The organism is Oceanospirillum sp., from assembly GCF_048265165.1.
GTDB lineage: Bacteria > Pseudomonadota > Gammaproteobacteria > Pseudomonadales > Halomonadaceae > Oceanospirillum.
The window spans coordinates 225,028-245,670 of the sequence record NZ_JBLXCD010000005.1 but is presented as its reverse complement, the minus strand read 5'-3'; the positions used below and the strand labels follow the sequence as shown (position 1 = coordinate 245,670).

General features: G+C 48.0%; 18 protein-coding genes and 1 rRNA gene. 8 read left to right on the top strand and 11 right to left on the bottom strand.

The window, feature by feature from the left end; translation table 11 throughout:
* The first annotated feature begins 235 nt into the window (after positions 1–235).
* A 5S ribosomal RNA gene (rrf, locus tag ACN0R8_RS11935) occupies positions 236–351 on the top strand.
* A gap of 432 nt (positions 352–783) precedes the next feature.
* Here rrf and ACN0R8_RS11930 read toward each other — a convergent pair.
* Genes ACN0R8_RS11930 through dsbD form a run of 3 tightly spaced genes read right to left on the bottom strand, consistent with a single transcriptional unit; the run spans position 784 to position 4,714 of the window.
* On the bottom strand, positions 784–2,181 hold the full coding sequence (locus ACN0R8_RS11930; protein WP_417597682.1) for an ATP-binding protein: 1,398 nt from the start codon (positions 2,179–2,181) through the stop codon (positions 784–786).
* A complete protein-coding gene (locus ACN0R8_RS11925; protein WP_417597680.1) occupies positions 2,182–2,847 on the bottom strand; it encodes a response regulator in 666 nt (221 codons plus the stop codon).
* Positions 2,848–2,872: 25 nt separating this feature from the next.
* Positions 2,873–4,714, bottom strand: a complete 1,842-nt coding sequence (gene dsbD, locus ACN0R8_RS11920) for a protein-disulfide reductase DsbD (RefSeq protein ID WP_417597678.1) — start codon at positions 4,712–4,714, stop codon at positions 2,873–2,875.
* 161 nt (positions 4,715–4,875) lie between these two features.
* On the opposite strand from dsbD, the gene ACN0R8_RS11915 reads away from it, so the two are divergent.
* Genes ACN0R8_RS11915 through ACN0R8_RS11905 form a run of 3 tightly spaced genes read left to right on the top strand, consistent with a single transcriptional unit; the run spans position 4,876 to position 6,957 of the window.
* The gene (locus tag ACN0R8_RS11915; protein WP_417597675.1) at positions 4,876–5,400 is read left to right on the top strand and encodes a TlpA family protein disulfide reductase; all 525 of its coding nucleotides are present in this window, start codon (positions 4,876–4,878) and stop codon (positions 5,398–5,400) included.
* An 11-nt stretch (positions 5,401–5,411) separates the two neighbouring features.
* Positions 5,412–5,633, top strand: a complete 222-nt coding sequence (locus ACN0R8_RS11910) for a DUF4266 domain-containing protein (RefSeq protein ID WP_417597673.1) — start codon at positions 5,412–5,414, stop codon at positions 5,631–5,633.
* Positions 5,620–6,957, top strand: a complete 1,338-nt coding sequence (locus ACN0R8_RS11905) for a DUF3570 domain-containing protein (protein WP_417597671.1) — start codon at positions 5,620–5,622, stop codon at positions 6,955–6,957. Before ACN0R8_RS11910 ends, ACN0R8_RS11905 begins: the two co-directional genes overlap by 14 nt.
* 80 nt (positions 6,958–7,037) lie before the next feature.
* On the opposite strand, the gene ACN0R8_RS11900 is transcribed toward ACN0R8_RS11905, so the two are convergent.
* The 4 genes from ACN0R8_RS11900 to ACN0R8_RS11885 all read right to left on the bottom strand — a co-directional run bounded on the left by ACN0R8_RS11900 (position 7,038) and on the right by ACN0R8_RS11885 (position 10,197).
* The gene (locus ACN0R8_RS11900; protein ID WP_417597669.1) at positions 7,038–7,859 is read right to left on the bottom strand and encodes a class I SAM-dependent methyltransferase; all 822 of its coding nucleotides are present in this window, start codon (positions 7,857–7,859) and stop codon (positions 7,038–7,040) included.
* Between the two features lie 15 nt (positions 7,860–7,874).
* Positions 7,875–8,672: an undecaprenyl-diphosphate phosphatase gene (locus ACN0R8_RS11895; RefSeq protein ID WP_417597667.1), complete on the bottom strand. Its 798-nt coding sequence runs from the start codon at positions 8,670–8,672 to the stop codon at positions 7,875–7,877.
* Between the two features lie 95 nt (positions 8,673–8,767).
* Positions 8,768–9,475 carry a tRNA (adenosine(37)-N6)-threonylcarbamoyltransferase complex dimerization subunit type 1 TsaB gene (gene tsaB / locus ACN0R8_RS11890; protein ID WP_417597665.1) on the bottom strand — a complete coding sequence of 236 codons (708 nt, stop codon included), beginning with the start codon at positions 9,473–9,475 and terminating at the stop codon, positions 8,768–8,770.
* A gap of 170 nt (positions 9,476–9,645) precedes the next feature.
* Entirely contained in the window at positions 9,646–10,197 is a 552-nt protein-coding gene (locus ACN0R8_RS11885; RefSeq protein WP_417597664.1) for a zinc ribbon-containing protein, read from the bottom strand.
* 318 nt (positions 10,198–10,515) lie between these two features.
* On the opposite strand from ACN0R8_RS11885, the gene leuS reads away from it, so the two are divergent.
* The 3 genes from leuS (at position 10,516) to holA (ending at position 14,642) form a co-directional block, all read left to right on the top strand.
* Entirely contained in the window at positions 10,516–12,966 is a 2,451-nt protein-coding gene (gene leuS / locus ACN0R8_RS11880; protein WP_417597662.1) for a leucine--tRNA ligase, read from the top strand.
* Positions 12,967–13,071: 105 nt separating this feature from the next.
* Complete coding sequence (locus ACN0R8_RS11875; protein ID WP_417597660.1) at positions 13,072–13,614, top strand: hypothetical protein; 543 nt, start codon at positions 13,072–13,074, stop codon at positions 13,612–13,614.
* Positions 13,611–14,642 carry a DNA polymerase III subunit delta gene (gene holA, locus ACN0R8_RS11870; RefSeq protein ID WP_417597658.1) on the top strand — a complete coding sequence of 344 codons (1,032 nt, stop codon included), beginning with the start codon at positions 13,611–13,613 and terminating at the stop codon, positions 14,640–14,642. The genes ACN0R8_RS11875 and holA overlap by 4 nt, the downstream gene beginning before the upstream one ends.
* A gap of 100 nt (positions 14,643–14,742) precedes the next feature.
* Here holA and ACN0R8_RS11865 read toward each other — a convergent pair whose 3' ends face one another.
* Positions 14,743–15,108 carry a DUF2750 domain-containing protein gene (locus ACN0R8_RS11865; RefSeq protein ID WP_078320020.1) on the bottom strand — a complete coding sequence of 122 codons (366 nt, stop codon included), beginning with the start codon at positions 15,106–15,108 and terminating at the stop codon, positions 14,743–14,745.
* Positions 15,109–15,386: 278 nt separating this feature from the next.
* Between ACN0R8_RS11865 and ACN0R8_RS11860 the strand changes: the two genes are divergently transcribed.
* Positions 15,387–16,283 (top strand): putative RNA methyltransferase, encoded by an 897-nt coding sequence (locus tag ACN0R8_RS11860; RefSeq protein WP_417597655.1) that lies wholly within the window; start codon positions 15,387–15,389, stop codon positions 16,281–16,283.
* On the opposite strand, the gene ACN0R8_RS11855 is transcribed toward ACN0R8_RS11860, so the two are convergent.
* The 3 genes from ACN0R8_RS11855 to plsB all read right to left on the bottom strand — a co-directional run bounded on the left by ACN0R8_RS11855 (position 16,280) and on the right by plsB (position 20,548).
* Positions 16,280–17,233 carry an FAD:protein FMN transferase gene (locus ACN0R8_RS11855; RefSeq protein WP_417597653.1) on the bottom strand — a complete coding sequence of 318 codons (954 nt, stop codon included), beginning with the start codon at positions 17,231–17,233 and terminating at the stop codon, positions 16,280–16,282. The genes ACN0R8_RS11860 and ACN0R8_RS11855 overlap by 4 nt on opposite strands.
* Before the next feature lie 156 nt (positions 17,234–17,389).
* Positions 17,390–17,833, bottom strand: a complete 444-nt coding sequence (gvpU, locus tag ACN0R8_RS11850; RefSeq protein WP_417597651.1) for a gas vesicle accessory protein GvpU — start codon at positions 17,831–17,833, stop codon at positions 17,390–17,392.
* 186 nt (positions 17,834–18,019) lie between these two features.
* Positions 18,020–20,548 (bottom strand): glycerol-3-phosphate 1-O-acyltransferase PlsB, encoded by a 2,529-nt coding sequence (plsB, locus tag ACN0R8_RS11845; protein ID WP_417597649.1) that lies wholly within the window; start codon positions 20,546–20,548, stop codon positions 18,020–18,022.
* Positions 20,549–20,643 lie beyond the last annotated feature (95 nt).

Here is a 20,643-nt window from a genome sequence, read left to right as displayed (position 1 = left end):
ACTCCTTTCCGAACTCAGAAGTGAAACTGCTCAGCGCCGATGGTAGTGTGGGGTCTCCCCATGTGAGAGTAGGACATCGTCAAGCGCCTTATACCGGCTGACTGCGTAAGCAAGCAGCCCAAAAGAACCCCGCTTCCAAGAAGCGGGGTTTTTTTAAAATTGCTGGCATATTGTTGGCAGTTTACACCGGATTCTGTTGAAGCTGACAAATAAGATAAGCTTTAATGACGATTTGCTTGATGATAATAGCGTGTAGGAACCACCTGACTCCTTTCCGAACTCAGAAGTGAAACTGCTCAGCGCCGATGGTAGTGTGGGGTCTCCCCATGTGAGAGTAGGACATCGTCAAGCGCCTTATACCGGCTGACTGCGTAAGCAAGCAGCCCAAAAGAACCCCGCTTCCAAGAAGCGGGGTTTTTTTATGCCTGGGATTTATGGTTGTAAGACGTACAAAAGGTTATCAAAGTTTAAAGAAGCGAGTACGGAGTAATACAGGAACTAGGATACAGAGACAGAAGGTGTGAGCGAAGGATTGCGATCATGTCACTGTACACCTCATTATGATGCATAACGTTTTTTACCTTATTGTGCATGAAACTTCTTGTGCCTTTCTGTCTCAACACTTATGTGCCCTGTTCATCGGCAAGACCATGTACTAACCGGAGAATTTTACCCCAGGCTTATCGGTGATGTTCTAGAACCGTAATGTTTTGGATGCCTGGATAAATGCAGAAATTGATAAGAGTGAGGCTGATGTTTTCGCGTTCGCAAAAATTATGCCCTTTAGATCGGCTGGTTCTTCTTGGGCAGACTGACCTTAACCGTCAGCCCTCCGCCTGAAGTTTGCTGAAGCAGTAGAGTTCCATTATGTCGCTCAGTAATGCGCTTAACAATGGAAAGACCAAGGCCTGCACCATTTTCATGGCCAGAACGGTAGAACCTTTCTGTCAGCCGTTTGAGGTCAGCCTGGTTAACCCCTGAGCCATGGTCAGTAACGGTGAGAACAAAATATTTTTTTTGGTTTTCTAAGAAAAGCTCTATATGACCTTTTACGGGTGAAAATTTGACAGCGTTACTGATCAGGTTTTGTAGTAAAACATCGAGCATCCCTTCCTCAATATAAGACTCCCACAGGCATGTCTCGTCTGCTTCAAGGCTGAGTTCAATCTTTTTTTTCCAAGCTAGGGGCATAAGCTCGGCCAGATTACTACGGGTTTCTCTTAACAGATCAATGCTTACTCTTCTTTGAAGACTAATTCCAGGGTCTAGTCTGGCAAGAGTAAGCAGTTGAGAAACAATTCGCGTAGAACGGTCTACGGCTATATTTAACTGTTTAAGCGAGGCTTTTTGCTGGCTTTCTGATTCTGCCTGTAAAGCATTATCGGCATGTATTTTCTGAACGGCCAATGGTGTTCTTAGCTCATGCGCTGCATCGGCTATTAAACGCTGTTCTCTAGCTATAAGTGTCTCTGTTTCGCTTAGAAGACGGTTTAAAGCTTCCTGTATAGGTTTTAATTCGGAGGGTGGTGCTTTGAGTCGTATCGGTTTGAGATTGTCAGGTGCTCGCCCTTCTATTAGCCGGGTGAGCTCTTTTAATGGTGAAAGTCCCCAATTAATTGCACTCCATAAAAGAAGGGCAAGTACCGGTATACCAATAAGCTCGGGGATAAGAGTCTGAATAACAACTTTTTCGACAAGCTCTCCACGCACATCTTCCCGCTCTGCAACACTCACTACAAATGGAAAACTGGAGGCATGTGTTTTCAGTGTGAATGTAATCCATTGGTGATCTTTATAGGTCATTTTACTGAAACCGACCTTTGCAGAATCCATAGGCTTTTCCGGACTAGAGGGTGAGCGAATAATAACCTGATGGCCGTGTCTTACCTGGTAAGATATTTTGCTTTCATATTTATGCCCTTCTGATCCGGTTTCCTCTAGGAGGGCCGTTTCAAATGCTTTTTGTAGCTGTTGCTCCTCCCTGTTGTTAAGCTGTGTATCGTGGATTCCCAAAACCAATGCTTGCAGAAGGCGGGCATTTTGAGCCAAGCGGGCATCAAAGATTTCTTCAATCTCATGGCTCGCGTCTTTAAAGCTTACGTATCCTATTAAGCTGCTCATGGCCATCAGCAAAAGTAAAACAAACAGCAGTGTTCGTTTGGTAATTGACGCAGGTAGCATTTATGCCTCTGTTTTATCGATGACGTATCCGATGCCTCTCAAGGTCCGAATCAGTTTTGGAAAAAGCTTTTTTCGCAGATGATGAATGTGCACCTCCATTGCGTTGCTTTCTACATCTTCATCCCACCCATAAAGCAGTTGTTGGAGTCTGTCCCTAGTAAATACATGACTGGGCTGGCTCATCATCTCATAGAGCAGCGTGTACTCACGTCGAGTTAAGGTGATTATGTTCCCGTTATAAAGCACCTGCTGACTAGCTGGGTTGATTTCTATATCTCTCAGGTTGATTGTCGGTTGAGTGCGTCCAGAGCTACGTCGCTGTAGAGCGCGAATGCGAGCTTTCAACTCTGTCATGTCAAAAGGCTTAACCAAATAGTCATCTGCACCGCTATCAAGACCATTTATTCTGTCTTGCACGGCATCTCTTGCTGTTAAGATGAGGACAGGGATGTCCTTTCCCTGAGCCCGAATCTGCCTTAAAACGGATAAACCATCCAGCCGTGGTAAGCCAAGATCAAGTACTACCAGATCAAAATAATCCGTTTCGAGTGCTTGCAGCGCCTGAAGTCCATCTGTAAGCCAGTCAACAGTGTAGCCTTCAGCTTTAAGCGCTTGCTGTAAACCTGATCCTAAGCCCGGATCATCTTCCACCAGAAGAACACGCATATAGGTTCCTTAGCTTAAAATATGCTCACAGAAGTTTGTTTACCTGACCGATGAACTGATGAGGTCCCAGCTCGCCTTGAACTCTGGCTGAGCTGAGTTCTTGTCCATTTGCTTTATAGAAGAGTAAGCTCGGAGGTCCAAAGAGTCCATGCTGTTGGAGAAAGGCACGCTGTTCAGAAGTATTATCTGTCATATTCAGCTGAATAAAGGTGACCTTTTCACGAAAGGCCTGAGCATCTGGATGATTAAACACTTCACGTTCCATCACCTTACAGCTGGCACACCAATCGGCATAGAGATCAATAACAACCGGGTGGGCAGCAGCACTGGCTGTTTGGATAGCGGCCTGCATACTTTGAACCGAGTCATAACGGGTAAACAAAGGATTTTCATGTTCAGGCTCTGATTGAGCTGAAGCGGAAACAAATGCAAGAGGCTTTAGAGGGTCATCGTGGCCTGCAAGACCAGCGAGAAGCAGACTGATGCCATAAGTCATCAGGGCTATGGCGAGTCCGCGACGGGTTTTTCCCCAGTGGCTCAGGGATTCTGATTGTCCAAAATTACCAAGGTGAGCGGCATAGACAATCGCCAGCAGTGACCACAGCAGGATACTTACATTGCCCGGAAGCAAGCGACTAAGAAGACTGATCGCAACACCTAATAACAGCACCCCGAAGAAAGCTTTTACTTCCAACATCCAACTACCGGCACTGGGTAGCCACTTTCCGCCACCAGCTCCAACCAGAATGAGTGGCACGCCCATACCAAGGCTTAGTGCAAAAAGAGATGCACCGCCCAGTAAAGCATCCCCAGTGGTACTGATATAAACCAGAGCTCCAGCTAATGGCGCCGAGACACAAGGTGACACCACAAGAGCAGATATCAGTCCCATTAATGCAACACCGGTATATTTTCCACCGCTGCTGTTCTGACCCATACGGTCTAAGCGGTCACGCAGGAATGATGGCAGCTGAAGTTCATAAAAACCGAACATTGCCATTGCCAGAGCGGTGAAGAGTGCCGAGAAGAGAATCAGTGCTGCTGGGCTTTGTAACGTGGCCTGAAGGTTCATCTTGGCACCAAAATAACCGACAAGAACACCCGCTAGGGTATAGGTCAGCGACATACCCAATACATAGGCAGTTGATAAGCCTATGCCGCGACGCAGCGTGATATTCGTACCCTGACCAGCAATGATACCCGCCAGAATAGGAATCATAGGTAAAACACAGGGTGTAAAGGTTAAACCTAAACCCAGTACAAAAAAGGTGAGGACTACCCAGTAACCCTCAGCACTGGCCAGCATGGCTGCAATGGCGCCTGCATCCTCTTCCACTGCTAAAGCTTGATCCGCTGTAGGAGTCGGTTGGCTGTTCTCAGACACCTTTGTGTTTGATTCTGTATTGGTAGCGGATTGCACATCCAGGGTTTTTCTCTGCGGCGGATAGCACAGACCATTCTCAGAACAGCCCTGATAACTCAGTTGCAGTTGCTTGCTGCTTGGCAAGGCTTCTATATCGAGTTGGTGATGAAAAACCTTAACCAGACCAAAGTTCGGGTCATTTTTCTCCTCTGATGGCGTCAAAAATGTGACATCGCTTAATGGCTGCTTGTTTTCATCGATTAGTTTAAGACGCTTCTCATACAGATAGTATCCATCTGCAATATCCCAATGAAGCTTTAGGGTTCTATCACCTAGTTGCTTATAGCTAAAGCTGAACGCTTGCTCGGGTGGAAGAAACTCATCTTCCTGAGTGACTCCCTCTGCAAGAGCGCTCAGGCTGAGACCAGTAAGTGCTGCCATAAGAATGAAAATCAGCAGTTGCTTTAATCGGGGCTGCAGGCTTAAACGGTAGTTCTGAGACATGAGTGGGTCCTCGCTAATCCCTTGAGATGTTTCAGCTATTTTCTGTCCGGAAACTTAAGGTTTGCTTAAGTAACTGCCCTGCATGCTTAAGAAAATCTTAAGTTTTCTAAGGGAAGATGCTGATCAGTCGATGACCAATCGAAGAATCAGGGAGTTCGGATATGTCTTTTTTGTTTAAAAAACAGCTTGTAGCAGCAGGTATAACCCTTACGGTTTTAAGCACCCAGGTTGCAGCATCAGAGTTGCAATCTGTTCAGCAAGCTCAGTTAGCGCCCATGAGCCAGGTCAGTCTTCCTGATGTTAATGGCGGCGTTGCGTCTCTTTCTGACTTTAAAGGAAAGGTAGTTTTAGTTGATTTCTGGGCTTCCTGGTGCGGCCCCTGTCGTCAGTCGTTTCCATGGATGAACCAGCTTCAGGACACGTACCGGGCCGAGGGGCTTGAGGTTGTTGCGATCAATCTTGATCAGGAAGCTGAGTTAGCGAAAGCGTTTCTTCAGGACGTTCCTGCCCAGTTTACCGTTCTCCTTGATACCGATGCACAGCTGCCCGATGAGTATGGTGTCATGGGTATGCCATCAAGCTATCTCATTGACCGGAACGGTAAGATCCGAGCGCAGCATATTGGCTTTCATAGTGATCGGGTAAAAGACTATGAAGACAGCATCAAAGCACTACTGGCTGAATAAGGTGAATGACGATGACAAAAGCAATGCTTATATCAGCCCTGATGAGCAGCATGCTGCTTACTGGCTGTTCTGATCTGGGGGTTAAGCCCTGGGAGCGTGATGTTCTTGCAAAAGAAGAGATGCAGCTGATTTCTGATCCTGTTGAAGCAGGCCTAGATGATCATATCTATTTCAGTAAAGAAGCGACCAGTGGCGGACGCGGATTCGGAGGTGGTGGCTGTGGCTGTAACTAAACAACAAGATGTGGCTCAGAGTGATTGTAGGCTGAAGGCGATGCTTGCATCGGCCGGTTGTGCTTTATTGGCAGGTTTGCCGACTCAGGCACAGGCTGGTGAGCTGGATAATTGGGATTTTGATACCGCAGCTTTGATCTATGCTGAAAGCGATAGTCGTATCAGTGCGTTTGAGCCTGTGGTCAGCGCTACACGAAACTTCGATAGTGAAACTAAGTTAAACCTGAAGTTTGCTTTTGATACCCTGACAGGGGCATCTCCAAATGGTGCGACTTCTTCTGATCAGGCACAAACTTTTGCCCGGCCATCCGGTAATGGACGCTATACGACGGATGCAGATGCTCAGCCCCTTGATGACACTTTCCGGGATTCACGCGCGGCTTTCTCCGCAAACTGGTCTGCTCCCATTAATCGAGATTGGGCCTACAGTGCGGGTGGCTATCTATCTTCTGAGCATGATTACCAGTCATTAGGTGTTAACGGTACCGTTTCACATTACCTGAACCAGAAGAATACGACCCTTACCTTAGGGCTCAACCTATCTGCAGATAGCTTGAATCCGGAAGGAGGCCTACCTGTAGGGCTTAGTCGTACTCCGGTTCCGGATAGCGCAACGTTCACTACTGATCTGAATAACAGTCGAGATGGTTCGTCTGATGATAAGCAGATTGTTGATGTTGTTCTTGGCCTCACGCAGGTGATCGACCGAAAAACACTAATGCAGTTTAATTACTCATTGAGTTCCGGCTCCGGTTATCTGAATGATCCCTACAAAATTGTTTCAGTCATCGATAGCAATGCGGGGGGAAATTACGGTGGTAACTTTATAAAGGACGGAGCCAATCTCTATCTCTACGAAAAGCGTCCTGACTCGAGGCTGAAGCATGCGCTTTTCTGGCAAGGAAAACGTCAGTTGGACAACGGAGATATTGTTGACCTGAGCTATCGCTTTATGTTCGATGACTGGGGGGTAAACTCCCATACAGTCGATCTTAAATATCGCTGGGATTTGGGTAAGCACTATATCGAGCCCCAGTTGCGCTGGTATACCCAAAGCGCTGCTGATTTCTATAAGCGTTATGTAACATCCTCCGATTACCAGTCTTTGGATGAAGTCAGTGCTGATTATCGCCTGGGTGATCTGGACACCTATACTCTGGGTTTCCGCTACGGCTACCGAATGAATCAGAATTCAGAGCTGTATACTCGGGTCTCTTTCTATCAGCAAAGCAATTCCGGTGATACTGGTTTTGGCGAGCTGAAAGCTCAGGAGCTTTACCCGGATACAACAGCGACTATGATCACGGTTGGGTATCGGTTCTGATAAGGACTTTATGCGCTAAAGGGGAAGCTTTGGCTTCCCTTTTAGCGTGATGCGTTTTGTTTATGAAGCTAGAGTCTTCCTTAGTGGTCATCCAGCTTACGCTTGGTGTAGATATCGTAACGGCTTGACTTCCCTTCAAGCGCATAGGTCGGTGCTATGCCTTTAATGGCAGGTGCTTTTCGTGGTCGTTTAACAACAACCCGGTGAGAGGCAAGCTCCAGGGCTACGGCAAGCAGCTGGTCATCGTCAGTGTCAAATCCAACCAGCTGATGAAACAGCTTCATTTCTTTCTTTACTGATGCGCTTTTTTCCCGTGATGGGAACATAGGATCAAGGTAGATAACCTGTGGTGAGAACCCCGTTGCAGTAATTGCCTGGGTCATATTATCGGTTGAGTTACCAGGAACCAGTCGCATACGGGAGGCAATCTCAGACGTTTCCGGGTCTGATAAAGCACGACTCAGCCCATCCCTTAGCAATGTGGCCACAACTGGATGTCGTTCCATCAAAAGCATGTCACATCCTAACCCTGCCAGAACAAAAGCATCGCCCCCCAGGCCTGCCGTTGCATCGAGTACCCGAGGTTTAATACCTGACTTAAGACCGACAGCTTTAGCGATGAGCTGACTTTTGCCTCCGCCATACTGGCGGCGATGAGCTGCTTTACCTGAAGAGAATTCTACCTGAATGGGCTTTGGGGCTTTTTTACCTGTTTCACCAAGAGATATGCCCTGATCTCCGATCTGTAAAATGAGGGCTCCGGCTTCTTCGGGTAGTTCGCTGACCAGCTCTGCTGATAGGTGTTCGGGCAATGGATTGCTAAGTAGCTGTTCAGCCTGAGATCGGTATCTGTCTTGCTGGAGATAGATATAAAGCGGTGTCACCAAATTTGAATCAGGCATAGCAATAACTCAGAGTTAGACAAAAAATACCAGCAGGATAGTGCCTAAAATAAGGCGATATATGACGAAAGGTAGCATACCGATCCGGTCTAGCAGATGCAGAAATATATGAATACAAGCAAGGGCTGCACCGAAAGCGATCAGGCCGCCAACCAGAGTATGGCTAATCTGTGCTTCCGTACCGGTCTGATATAGCTCTGCACCTTTCAGCAAGCCTGCAGCCATAATTAGGGGAATCGACAGTAAAAAACTGAACCGAGCCGCTGTTTTTCGGTTCAACCCGAGCATTAGCCCCGCTGTGATAGTGATGCCGGAGCGTGATGTTCCCGGTATAAGAGCCAGAGCCTGTGCCAGACCGATCCAGATTGCATCTTTTATGGTGAAGTCACCTTCCCCACGTTTGCGAGATCCCTTGATATCAGCCCACCAGAGCAGAACACCAAAAAGCAGTGTTGTAACGGCGATAATCCAGGTGGCCCGAAGATTTTGTTCTATGACACCATTGAATAGTTCACCAATGATACATGCTGGGACTGTGGCAAAAATGACTCCCCAGGCCATCAGACTTTGTTGGCTTTTCTGCCGTTGAAAGACACTGGCAAACCAAGCTTTTGTCATTTGACAAATATCACGGTAGAAATAAAGCATAACGGCCAATAACGTGCCGACATGGACAGCAACATCAAAAGCTAGCCCCTGATCAGCCCAGCCGAACAGCTGGGAAGGTAGTATGAGATGTCCGGAGCTTGAAATCGGTAAAAATTCAGTCAGCCCCTGTAAAAGAGCTAGAAATGTAACCTGGAACCAATCCACAAATGTCAGTCCTTTTGCTGGGGCACTCTTTCACTGTGTGCTATCCGAACAATTCTGATAGCTCCGGATTAAGAGAACATTAAGCGATTACTGGTCTATGTTCGCTTATGGGGCCCTTCGCCTTTTTTAAACGCTACATTATCCCGCAGATAAACAGGAATCGCGTCTTCAGCAGAAACTGTTTTATTCTGTTGCCAGTAAAGTTCCGCCAGACGAGCAATATTGCCGGCTTTTGGCAGAAGATCAGGGTAGGTTTGCTGCACGAGACCCTGCATAACTGGCGAGAATTGATCCAGCAGCTGCCAACCACTGCCAGCTCCCACCCAGTCCGCATCATCAATAGATTGCACCAGAGAAACCTGGTCTGGGGCGATTACTTCCGGCTGGGCGACACAATCAAAACCATTGCCGTTCCAGTGATAAGCGGCCCAGTAAACTTCCCCCATACGAGCATCAAGAGATGAGATAATATAGTGAGCAAATCGCTCCCGGAAAAGAGTAAACGCCATGGTTTCGAGTGTTGTGACAGGAATCACCGGCAGATCTGCACCAAACGCCAGCCCCTGAGTTACCCCTGTTGCGATACGTAAACCTGTAAATGACCCCGGGCCGTTGGCGAATGCGATAGCATCCAGCTGTTGAAGCTTGATGCCTGCGTCAGCCAGGATCTCCTCTACCATAGGTAACAACAGCTGAGTGTGCTTACGGGGCTGAAGCTGAAAATTCTCCACAACCTGATCACCCAGTTTCAGGGCTACCGAACAAGCTTCTGTTGACGTATCGAGCGCGAGAATGCGTACCATCTGTTATCTGCCTAAGAACAAAAAGGCAATTATACGCATTCCCTTGGCATGAGCGAAATGTAAATGGGGCCTTAAATCATTCTGCTATAGCTTGAGATAAAGCAATCCGGTACATAAATGGACAGGATTGCAGCCGATAACATTATCAAAAACTGAGTAGAGTCAGAATGTTAATCTTGGTGTCCGTGAAACTGACTTACGCGGTGGAATATATGGTTGTCGCAGCGGTGGCAGCGTTCAATCGGACGCGTGTGGGTGACAACAACAATTTTGTCGCACTCCGTACAACTAAAGGTACCGGCAGTTGCCAGCTCACCTTCAATATAGGTTCCAGGATCACTTTCCAGTTTTTGTGCAAGTTCTAACTGATCGATACGGGTTTTATCCGCAACCGATTGCAGTGCACGTGCCAAAGACAGTTCCAGTGTTGACAGGTCGATATTTAGCCACTCACCTAACCCTCGACCGGTTGAACTGACAAAGTGGCCCAGATCCTGAAGGTCACGGTTTAACCAGGTGGTCAGCAGAGCTACTTCATCTTTAGTCAGACGCTCCAGATCCTGCTCGAATTCCACCGCATCGCGGATCTCCTTCTCCAGGGTTTCCAGTGAGTTGTGCTCGGCTTCTGCTAGACGCTTTTCAATACGGGCCAGGGCATTATCGTAATGGCGAGCCAGCTTTTTATTGCTGTCTGAGTGGTTTTCTTTTGATAAATCTGACATAACGTCTCCTTGATCGGGAAAGGCAGAGCATGATTCCGGTGAAGATATCACAGGTGCGACCATCGCCTTGTTATTCTTGAGTATTTACTATCCAGTAGCAAGAGTAATGGATCAGGATCAGTAAAAAATGGATGATAAGAAATTTCTTTTCTTAATCCCTGATTCCTAAGGGTTAAGCATCTATTTTCTCCCTGTAGCCCCTACCTGTAATCCAGTCACTAGGGTAGAATTGTGGGTTTAACGAAAACGCTACTTCTTTCTAGACCCTATTTGTTAACCCTTCCGGGCCCCCGGAACTGGCAAGGTAACCAAGCGATAATGGACGTTCAGTACACTCCTCACAAGATCGAACAGGAAGCACAGGCTTTCTGGGAAAAGAATCAATGCTTTAAAGCTGTAGAAGACGCAAACCGTGAAAAATTCTACTGCTTGTCTATGTTCCCGTACCCAAGCGGCCGTCTGCATATGGGTCACGTGCGTAACTACACCATTGGTGATGTACTGTCTCGTTATCAGCGACTACGTGGCAAAAACGTGCTACAGCCTATGGGCTGGGATGCGTTTGGCCTGCCCGCAGAGAACGCTGCCATTAAAAACAACGTAGCTCCGGCCAAATGGACCTACGAAAACATCGATTATATGCGTGACCAGCTGAAGCAACTGGGTTTTGCTTACGACTGGGATCGCGAAATTGCTACTTGCCACCCTGAATACTATCGCTGGGAACAGTGGTTCTTTACCCGCTTGTTCGAAAAAGGTTTGGTTTACAAAAAGACCTCTGCCGTGAACTGGTGTCCTCATGATATGACCGTTCTGGCTAATGAGCAGGTGATTGATGGCTGCTGCTGGCGCTGTGATACCGAAGTTGAGCGTCGTGAGATTCCACAGTGGTTCCTGAAGATTACCGATTACGCCGATCAGTTGCTGGATGACCTGGACAAGGTTGAGTGGCCTGAGCAGGTTAAAACCATGCAACGTAACTGGATTGGTAAATCCCGTGGTGTTGAACTGCGTTTCGGCCTGAAAGACCGTAGCGAAGAACTGGAAGTGTTTACGACTCGCCCCGATACCCTAATGGGGGTGACCTATGTGGCCGTTGCTGCCCAGCATCCACTTTCTCTGGAAGCCGCGCAGAACAATCCTGAGTTGGCTGCGTTTGTCGAAGAGTGCAAACACACCAAGGTTGCTGAAGCGGATATGGCAACCATGGAGAAGAAGGGGATGCCAACTGGCTTTACCGCCCTTCATCCACTGACCGGTCGTGAAGTACCGGTAATGGTCGCCAACTTCGTACTGATGGATTACGGTTCAGGTGCTGTTATGGCGGTTCCGGGCCATGATCAGCGTGACTGGGAGTTTGCCACCAAATACGGCTTATCAATTGAACAGGTGATTGTCGCTGCTGAAGGTGATGAAGCGGATCTGTCTCAGGAAGCCTACACCGAAAAAGGTAAACTGATTAACTCCGGTGAGTTTGACGGTCTCGACTTTGAAGCCGCTTTTGATGATATCGCTGCCAAGCTGGAAAGCGAAGGTAAAGGCAAGATCACCATCAATTATCGCCTGCGCGATTGGGGTGTCTCCCGCCAGCGTTACTGGGGTGCGCCAATACCAATGATTCATTGTGACAGTTGCGGTGATGTTGCTGTCCCAGAAGACCAATTGCCGGTGGTGCTGCCGGAAGATGTCGATTTTGATGGTGTTGGTTCTCCCATCAAGAAGATGCCAGAGTTCTACGAAACTACCTGTCCGAAGTGTGGCGGTGCAGCAACCCGCGAAACAGATACTTTTGACACCTTCATGGAATCGTCATGGTACTACGCCCGTTATGCCTGCCGTAATCAGAGCGAAGCGATGCTCGACTCTGAGGCGGATTACTGGACACCGGTAAACCACTACATCGGTGGTATCGAGCACGCCATTCTGCACCTGCTGTACAGTCGCTTCTATCACAAACTGCTGCGTGATGAAGGTCTGGTGAACTCTGACGAACCGTTCCAGCGTCTGCTGACGCAAGGCATGGTGCTGAAAGATGGCAGCAAGATGTCTAAGTCCAAAGGCAACACCGTTGACCCGCAGGAACTGATCCAGAAGTATGGTGCGGATACCGTGCGTCTGTTTATCATGTTTGCTGCACCACCGGAGCAATCTCTGGAATGGTCCGACTCCGGTGTGGAAGGAGCGAACCGCTTCCTGAAGCGTCTTTGGAAAATGGTACAAGGCCACGTTGAAGCAGGTCCTGCACCGGAACTGAATCCGGCGGCTCTGAACGACAAGCAGAAAGACTTGCGCCGTAAGACCCATGAAACCATCGCTAAGATCAGCGATGATATGGAGCGTCGTCTGACCTTTAACACGGCTATCGCAGCTGTTATGGAACTGACCAACGCCATCACCAAAGTGAATGATGACAGTGCTGAGATGCATGCCGTTCAACATGAAGCGATTGAAGCTTGTGTTGTAATGTTGTCACCTATGGTGCCGCATATCGCACACACCTTATGGCAGTTGCTGGGACATGAAGATGCTGTCATCGACGCCCAATGGCCACAGATAGATCAGGATGCGCTTGCCCGCGACTCGATTCAGATGGTTGTTCAGGTTAATGGTAAAGTGCGCAGCAAAATTGATGTGGCTGCAGACGCACCAAAAGATGCCGTTGAAGAACAGGCGAAAGCTGACGAAAAAGTGGCTAAATTCCTGGAAGGTGTCACCATTCGCAAAGTGATTGTTGTTCCGGGAAAATTGGTCAACATTGTAGCGAACTAATCTGATATCAGGGTTCACTACGCTAAAACAGGCACGGCTTAGCCCGTGCCTGTTTTTTTCAAATATTGTTTTTTTATTTAACTCTACCAATCAGACGGAATGCAGATGACGTTGCCAAAGACAAAACCTTTGTCTAATTTTAGGTGGTTAGGCGTAGCAATACTGGCAATACTGATCAGCGGTTGCGGCTTTCAGCTGCGTGAGACAGCTGGTTTTCCAGTGGCGCTTTCTCCGCTGTATCTCTCTGAACAATCTTCTGTTTTCTATAATACTCTGGCTACCCAGCTGGCCCAGGGTGATGTAACTTTACTGGAAGATAAAGAGGGAGCCCGCTGGCAGCTTTGGCTCAGTGAGGTTCGCCATCAGAGACGGCAGATAACCTTTAACACTGATGCAAATAGTTATGACCTCTATGCTGAAGTGGGCTTTCAGCTACTGAATGCAGAGGGCAAGCCGGTTACTTCTCAGCGCACATTAAAAACCAGTCGTAGTTACACCAGCAATGATAGTCTTTACAGTGAAGCCAGTGATCTGGCCTCACTGCGTTTTGAAATGGAACGTTATCTTGCCCAGCGTGTCGCTCGCCAGTTAAGCCATACTGACCTGCCTACAGATCAGCACGTTACTGGCGACAGCCAACAGCCATGAAAGTTTTTGCGGATAAGCTTGGCGAACAGTTAGAAAAGGGCCTTCAGCCGATCTATCTGATATCCGGTGATGAACCTCTGCAGATGCGGGAGGCATCGGACGCTGTTCGCACTGCTGCCCGTCAGGCGGGAGCTGAAGAGCGGGAGGTTCACCATGTGGATAATAGTTTCAGTTGGAGCACTCTGCTGGAATCCAGCGCCAGTATGAGCCTTTTCTCCAGCCATAAGCTGATTGAACTTCACATTCCCAGCGGAAAACCGGGTCAGGAAGGCAGTCAGGCGTTACAGGCCTACGCTCAGGAGATTTCGGATAATCGGGGAGAAAGTGATAATACACTGATGATTATCTCCGGTAAGTTGGAAGGCTCATCCACTAATAGTAAATGGTTTAAGGCTCTCGATGCTGTCGGTATTTTTGTGCCTGTGTGGCCTCTGGATCAGCAACGCCTGCCGGGCTGGATCACGCATCGCCTGAGGGCTGCCGGATTTCATCCTACTCCGGAAGCTGTTGCACTTTTAGCACAGAGGGTTGAAGGTAACCTAATGGCTTGTGATCAGGAGATTCAAAAGCTTCGCCTAGCTTACCCTGATCAGGGCCAGCTGGATGATGAAGCAATCCTGGCCGCCGTACATGATAGCTCTCGTTACGATGTTTTTAATCTGACAGATGCATTATTAAATGCAGACCCTGTGCGCACCAGCAAGATTCTAGTAGGACTGCAAGGGGAGGGTCTGGAACCTCCTATTATTCTCTGGGGAATTACCCGGGAGCTGCGTCAGCTGGTCAATCTGAAACACAGGGTTGACCAGGGCCAGTCTTTTGATCGCATCTGCCGTGATCTGAGAATCTGGGATAAACGTAAACCTATTTATCAGAAAGCTCTGAAAACCCACAGCCGTAAACAGTTACACCAGTTGATTTTGATGGCTGAGCAGACAGACCGCAGAATTAAAGGTATTGAGAAAGGTAAAAGCTGGCCTCTGCTGAGCCAGCTATGCCTGAAGTTTAGCGGGTTGAATGTGCTCTGAGATCAATTCAATCCCAGAGCTTTCTCAGGCTAGCTTTCGGTTACTTTTGTATGTTGTCACTTCGGCCTGAGATGATTGCAATAATCAGCGAACAGGATTATCAGTCAGCATCAACCCCTGCCAATGCTTCGGCCAACTGCAAAGGCTCAACCTCTAGACCGTCAAGCTCAGTATTCCAATTGGCCCCTACCAGAACACCATCGCTGTCCAGTTCCGGTAACCACTCCTGTACAAAGCTCTCGATCTCTACTTTACTGATTTGGTAATCTGCCCACTCTTCAACACAGTGTGCTTCAGCATCTTCTTTTTCAGACCAGAACGGGATGACATCGGTGTCTTCAAACTCCTGAGAGTCCACCACGACCCAGCCATCCTCCGATTCAATACCCCATAGCTCCCCATTGAAACGAATTTCTTCAATAAAGAGCGAGTAGTTGTCATCAATATTATCTGTCAGGCGTGTCATAATAGGGTCACCAAATCAAATCAGGTTAAAGCACAGACCTTGTCAGGAACTGTTCCCGCGCTAAAGGCATTAGCGGCATAGTTCAGAACCTCCGCTTTCAGGACTGTCAGGTTAGCATGGCCAACAGGAATTGCTATCCAAGATAGGTCAATTTTAGTAAAAACCGGAATTTCACTGCTATCGACTTGACCTCCATCGTCCTAAATTGGAATATGGCGCGCTTTGACCCTGTTAAGCTTATAATTTAACTTCTCTACTTTCTGGCATACGTATCTATCATGGCGAAATTTACACCTGCAGCGCATCTTATCTGTCCACTGGATCAACAACCCCTGGCCCTGGACGGAGGAAGCCTAAAATGCCTTGGTGGGCACAGTTTTGATATCGCTAAACAAGGGTACGTTAACCTGCTACCGGTACAGAAAAAGAAATCAAAAGATCCCGGTGACAGCAAAGAGATGATTCAGGCCCGCCAGCGTTTTTTACAGGCTGGGCTTTATCAGCCTATCTCCGATCAGCTGAATCAACTGGTTAGCCAGCAGCTGGATGCTTCGGGTAATAAATCTGTAACTATTCTGGATGCCGGTTGTGGTGAAGGCTACTACCTGAGCCGTTTGGCAACAGAAAACAAGTTGATTGAAAAAACGCAGGTTGATCAAAAAAAGGTTGAGCTACTTGGTGTGGATATCTCTAAATGGGGTGTTCAGGCGGCAACCAAATATCAGCTTCCGATCACTTGGATTGTAGGCACCAATGCCCAGTTACCTGTTGAGCCCGGTTCGGTGGATTTGATCATCTGCATGTTCGGCTTTTGGCAACCGGAGTGGTTTGCTAGGGTTCTGAAACCCGGCGGTAAGGTAATTTTGGCTGAATCCGGTGTTGATCATCTGGTTGAGTTGCGTGAGATCATCTATAAAGAAGTTCACCGGAAGAATATACCTGAACTTAAAGGTATAGCCGAAGAGGGCTTTAAACTGATCGATCAGCAACAGCTTGAATTCCGGCCCGCCACTCTTAATAAAGAACAGGTTCAGGATCTGCTGGTGATGACCCCTCATCTGTATCGAGCCAGCTATGAAGGTAAACAAAGCGCTCAGCAGCTGGAAAAGCTCGACCTGACGGCTCAGGTTGTCTTTCGGGTACTGGAGTTTAACCCTCAGCCGGATAACGTTTAATTGGGTATCAACCAGTAACGTAAGCCGGTTGATTTGAGGAAATCTTCTGCATGAGGCCCTTGTAACAGGGCCAAAGTAGCAATTAGGCCGCTCTGCGCACAACTTGGAGCTGCAACCGTTACTGAGCGAGGGGCATTATCAATTGGCCAGCCGGTTTTAGGGTTCAGTACGTGACTGTAACGCACACCGTCTTTCAGTAAAAAACGTCGACTGTCTCCGGACGTTGCAAGCCCTCCACCGGAGAGACTGAGCAAAGCGAGTGAGTTCTTTTCAGTGTCCGGGCGCTCAATTGCGACTTTCCAGGGCTCGTCATTTAAGCGCAGGCCACTACAAGCCATATCCCCTCCTAGGTTGATCAGAGCGGAAACCGGGGTTTTATCAGCCTGCGCTTCGGCAAGTATTAACCCTAGGGCGCGATCGACGGCATACTCTTTACCGATGCCGCCAAAATCTAATTCCATACCTTCCGGTAAAAGCAGTTCAGCGTTGTCACCGGTTTTACGATAATCCAGCTTTGACCATCCGATATGAGGGAGCAGATCTTGCACTGCCAGAGTTTCCGGCAGCTGATTACTTCCATTGAAGGACCAGGCTTTTCGTAACACGCCTGATGTCAGATCAAATAAGCCATCGGATATCTGCCAGCCCTGATCGGCAAACTCCAGCAGGCGGTAAGTTTCTTCGTCAACTTTCTGCCAGTGCCCCGTGTGCTGATGGATGCGAGTAAAGGCGTTGTTATCCAGGTAACGGTTGTATTTTTGCTCAATACGCCAGACTTCGCGAACCGCAATATCCGCCAGATGCTTGGCAAAACCGACTCTTTCCTCTGGAAGGTCTATCAGGAGCTCACAGTCGCTGGCCATCGCCTGAAATGTGATCTGGAAAAAACTCTGGCGAAATTCCAAGTGCGGCTTAGAGTGGATAGGATGATAAATAGGCAGTTGTTGCATATGTTCTATTATTCCAAAACGTCCTTTTAGCAATATAGCTTAAGTATGCGGGATAATAGAAATATCTGGAATCAAAAAGCAGAGTTAGCCCATGTGGGCTGTATTACTGAAATGCTCTGCTTTTATTCTCCAGATACAGTTCTTGCGGTCCGGAGACTAGTCCTCAGCCTGTTCAGCGTTCAGCGTGCCCAGAATAAAGCCACTTACTTCGGATATACGACCTCGCCACCACATGCCCCGGTTATTTGGGATAGGCGCGCCATTAGTGTTAAAAAAGCGTGCATCCTGTAAATGGATAAAGCTGGCGCCGTTGTCGCCTGCAGATTCCTCGCCATCGTAAAGGCTGGCGTACTTATCAAATGCCTGACGAATATTTTCCAACGCTTCTCTATTACCAAAGGCAACCGATGTTTCTGAGATAAATTCACCGGAGAAACCATCAAAGTACTTACGGCCGTTTACGATATGACCGGATACAAGAAAGCCATCCATTTGTAGGGTAATACCGATCTCAATATCGCTGCTGTTTACGGTATTGACCAGGTTTTCCAAAAACCAGTCTTTGTTTTGATTCATCATCTTTTCCTGTGCATTACTCATTTATTACTCCTGATTGGCGAACTCTGAGTATGAGTTTAAGCCTGAGCGGGTAGCGTAAATACAATAACGTCGGAGGATGCTAACACAGCCTTTTGTTAAAGAAAGCCATGCTGTGTCAGCTTAATGTTTCTCCGGGTAAGCGGATGGATATTCGTTTTAAAATAATCGTGGATGGTTTTAGACGATTTAGTCATCCTGTTTTTTTATGGCATGTTTTGGCTGATGGGTTAGCAAGCGAATACTATGCCTTAAAGCGGGATCAAATAGGGAGCGGTACTGTACTGAGAACCATTCCAGACTGCTATCGAACGTCAGATGGCCTTCTTCATCGATTTGTAGGTAGCCTAGTGAAAGCAGTAATTCTGCCAGCTGACGGAACAGGGGCTTGTGGAAGTATTCCGGTGCATTCAGGCCGTGCAGAATGGAAAGGCGTTGCGCCAGTACCTGGCATTCCGTTGTCAGTGCTTCTGTAGTGAAGCTGCCGCTGCCAAAGTGCAATAGCAGCGCAACCATAAGATAACCCCGTTCAAGGCTGGGCTGAATAGGACGTGCCATAAGTGTTAGCAGGGTGCCTTGTTCCTGATATGGACTGACCCGTACCAGATATTTACCGTCGTCAATCAGCAGTTCCTGCTCAATAAAAAAATGAATAACGGCATCAATTTGGTGGTGAAGATCATCACCCTGCCAGGGAAGATACAGTTCCTGATGAATGAAAGGGTAGAGAGTGCCGAGTAATTCATGGAGTTGATTACGAGTGTACTGGCTTTGTTGGTTAAAACAGAAAGCCACCAGGGAGGGGAGGGCAAACAGGTGTAATATGTTATTGCGATACCAGGTCATCAATAGTGCCTGTTGCTCATTAAGCTGTAGCAGGTCGCCATAGGTGTGTGGTAACCGGGTGATAAGCTCCAGCTTCTCAGCCTCTGCAATCAGGTGTTCGCTGGTTTGATGATTTACAGGTGCATCGCCTTTGTGCCTTAGCTGATTATGCAACTTCTGGCTGAAGTGAATAAAGTGGCTTAGGTTACTGTATTCGAGTGTAAAGCTTGGGGCCGTCAATAACCCCAAGGCACACAGGTTTGCACCATTCAATGTTGCTGTATTGTTGATGCCGGTAGCGACCTCATGGGACAGTGCTCGCACGGCAGTAGGGAGCCATTGAGGTTTATCATTGGTCTCATAGTTCTCATGCCAACAGGGAACAACCTGATCGAGGGTCTTTTTAAGATCAATAGGGTCACCAAAAGCAAGGCTGACTTTACCGAAGTGCTCTTTTAGTGTTTTGGCTGCTTTCAGAAGTCCCAGAATCGATTCACCTTTTTTGGCTTTACCGCGCAGCTCACCCAGGTAGGTTCGCCCTTCAACTACTTTTTCATAGCCAATGTAGACCGGAATCAGCCGGATCTGCCGATGGGGATTGCGCAGGTAACCCTGTACTGTCATCGATAGCATACCTGGCTTGGGCTGCAGTGTTCTGCCGGTGCGGCTTCGGCCACCCTCCACAAAGTATTCTGTGGAATATCCTTTGTTTAGCAAGAGGAAAAGGTATTCAGAGAATACGGCGGCGTAGAGAGGGTTGTCGCGAAAGCTACGGCGGATAAAGAAAGCACCACCGCGGCGCAGAAGAGAGCCTACAATCGGCAGATTCAGGTTAATACCGGCAGCGACATGGGGGGGCGTCAGACCATGGTTGTACAGCGCATAAGAAAGCAACAGGTAATCCATGTGACTACGGTGGCAGGGGACGTAAACCACCGTACTGTGCTTTGCGGTTTCCTGTACCTGCTCAATATTGTGAATCTGCACACCATCATACAGACGGTTCCAGAGCCAGCTGAGCAGCACATCAAACATTTTTTGTGTGCTGTAAGAGACATTAGCTACAATTTCATCAGCATACTTCTCTGCTTTATCGCGAGCCTTCTGGCTGCTGATCTGATGCTCTCCGGGCTGCGTTGCCTCATGAATTGCAGCCTGTATCCTTGGGCTGCGTATCAACTGCCTGATCAGTTGTTTCCGTTCCGGAAGTTCAGGCCCGGTGACGCTGATTCGGGTTTGGCGAAAATGTACGCGCAGCAAACGGGCTGTTTTACGCACATGCTGATTGATGAGAGTGGACTGAGGGCTGGTGGCGATTAATTCCCTGAGAGATACCGGCTCAGCAAAATGCACCAGTGTATGGCGACCATGAAACAGAATTGCAGCCAGGCGTTGCAGACTTTGCCGCACAGATCCCCTTTGATCAGAGAAACGGTTGAGCCAATGTGTTTCCTGTCCCGGAGCTCGCCCCCAGAAAATAGTGACAGGTATCAGTCGAATATCATGATCAGGATTTTCCAGTAAATAAGCCATGATACGAACTAGTCGTGGCGAAACAGTATGCTCTGCAACCCCTTTCAGACCGTAGTAGTGGTTATGCAACGCAATATAGGAGACCGGTTCTTCCGGCTGTTCGCTGGCCTGCTCTGACCAGGGTAGCTTGTAGTGGCGGGTTATGTGGCTCAGTAGCAGGCGATCGGAGAGACTCTTATTTCCCAATGCATAGAAATAAGAATCGTTATTATTGTCTGGCTGGGGTAAATTACGGTGGAAGCTAATACGAACGAACAGCAGCATCAGGCGTTCGGCCAGCACCATCAGAATCCTTACAAGGCGGTTTCTCAGACGGTCTGCTCGTTGTTTGATGCGGGCCGGATAAATCATAGTTGGCATCTTCCTGTTGTTATTCTGTGGTATGTGCCTTGTAGCGAGTTGTGCTGATACCGCCACCTAGCTTAAACAGATTATAACTGATTAGGCGCACCAGA

Coding starts and splice junctions, on each gene's coding strand:
- ACN0R8_RS11930 (WP_417597682.1), bottom strand. CDS start 2,181: ATGCTACCTGCGTCAATTACCAAACGAACACTGCTGTTTGTTTTACTT.
- ACN0R8_RS11925 (WP_417597680.1), bottom strand. CDS start 2,847: ATGCGTGTTCTTCTGGTGGAAGATGATCCGGGCTTAGGATCAGGTTTA.
- dsbD (WP_417597678.1), bottom strand. CDS start 4,714: ATGTCTCAGAACTACCGTTTAAGCCTGCAGCCCCGATTAAAGCAACTG.
- ACN0R8_RS11915 (WP_417597675.1), top strand. CDS start 4,876: ATGTCTTTTTTGTTTAAAAAACAGCTTGTAGCAGCAGGTATAACCCTT.
- ACN0R8_RS11910 (WP_417597673.1), top strand. CDS start 5,412: ATGACAAAAGCAATGCTTATATCAGCCCTGATGAGCAGCATGCTGCTT.
- ACN0R8_RS11900 (WP_417597669.1), bottom strand. CDS start 7,859: ATGCCTGATTCAAATTTGGTGACACCGCTTTATATCTATCTCCAGCAA.
- tsaB (WP_417597665.1), bottom strand. CDS start 9,475: ATGGTACGCATTCTCGCGCTCGATACGTCAACAGAAGCTTGTTCGGTA.
- ACN0R8_RS11885 (WP_417597664.1), bottom strand. CDS start 10,197: ATGTCAGATTTATCAAAAGAAAACCACTCAGACAGCAATAAAAAGCTG.
- leuS (WP_417597662.1), top strand. CDS start 10,516: ATGGACGTTCAGTACACTCCTCACAAGATCGAACAGGAAGCACAGGCT.
- ACN0R8_RS11875 (WP_417597660.1), top strand. CDS start 13,072: ATGACGTTGCCAAAGACAAAACCTTTGTCTAATTTTAGGTGGTTAGGC.
- holA (WP_417597658.1), top strand. CDS start 13,611: ATGAAAGTTTTTGCGGATAAGCTTGGCGAACAGTTAGAAAAGGGCCTT.
- ACN0R8_RS11865 (WP_078320020.1), bottom strand. CDS start 15,108: ATGACACGCCTGACAGATAATATTGATGACAACTACTCGCTCTTTATT.
- ACN0R8_RS11860 (WP_417597655.1), top strand. CDS start 15,387: ATGGCGAAATTTACACCTGCAGCGCATCTTATCTGTCCACTGGATCAA.
- ACN0R8_RS11855 (WP_417597653.1), bottom strand. CDS start 17,233: ATGCAACAACTGCCTATTTATCATCCTATCCACTCTAAGCCGCACTTG.
- gvpU (WP_417597651.1), bottom strand. CDS start 17,833: ATGAGTAATGCACAGGAAAAGATGATGAATCAAAACAAAGACTGGTTT.
- plsB (WP_417597649.1), bottom strand. CDS start 20,548: ATGCCAACTATGATTTATCCGGCCCGCATCAAACAACGAGCAGACCGT.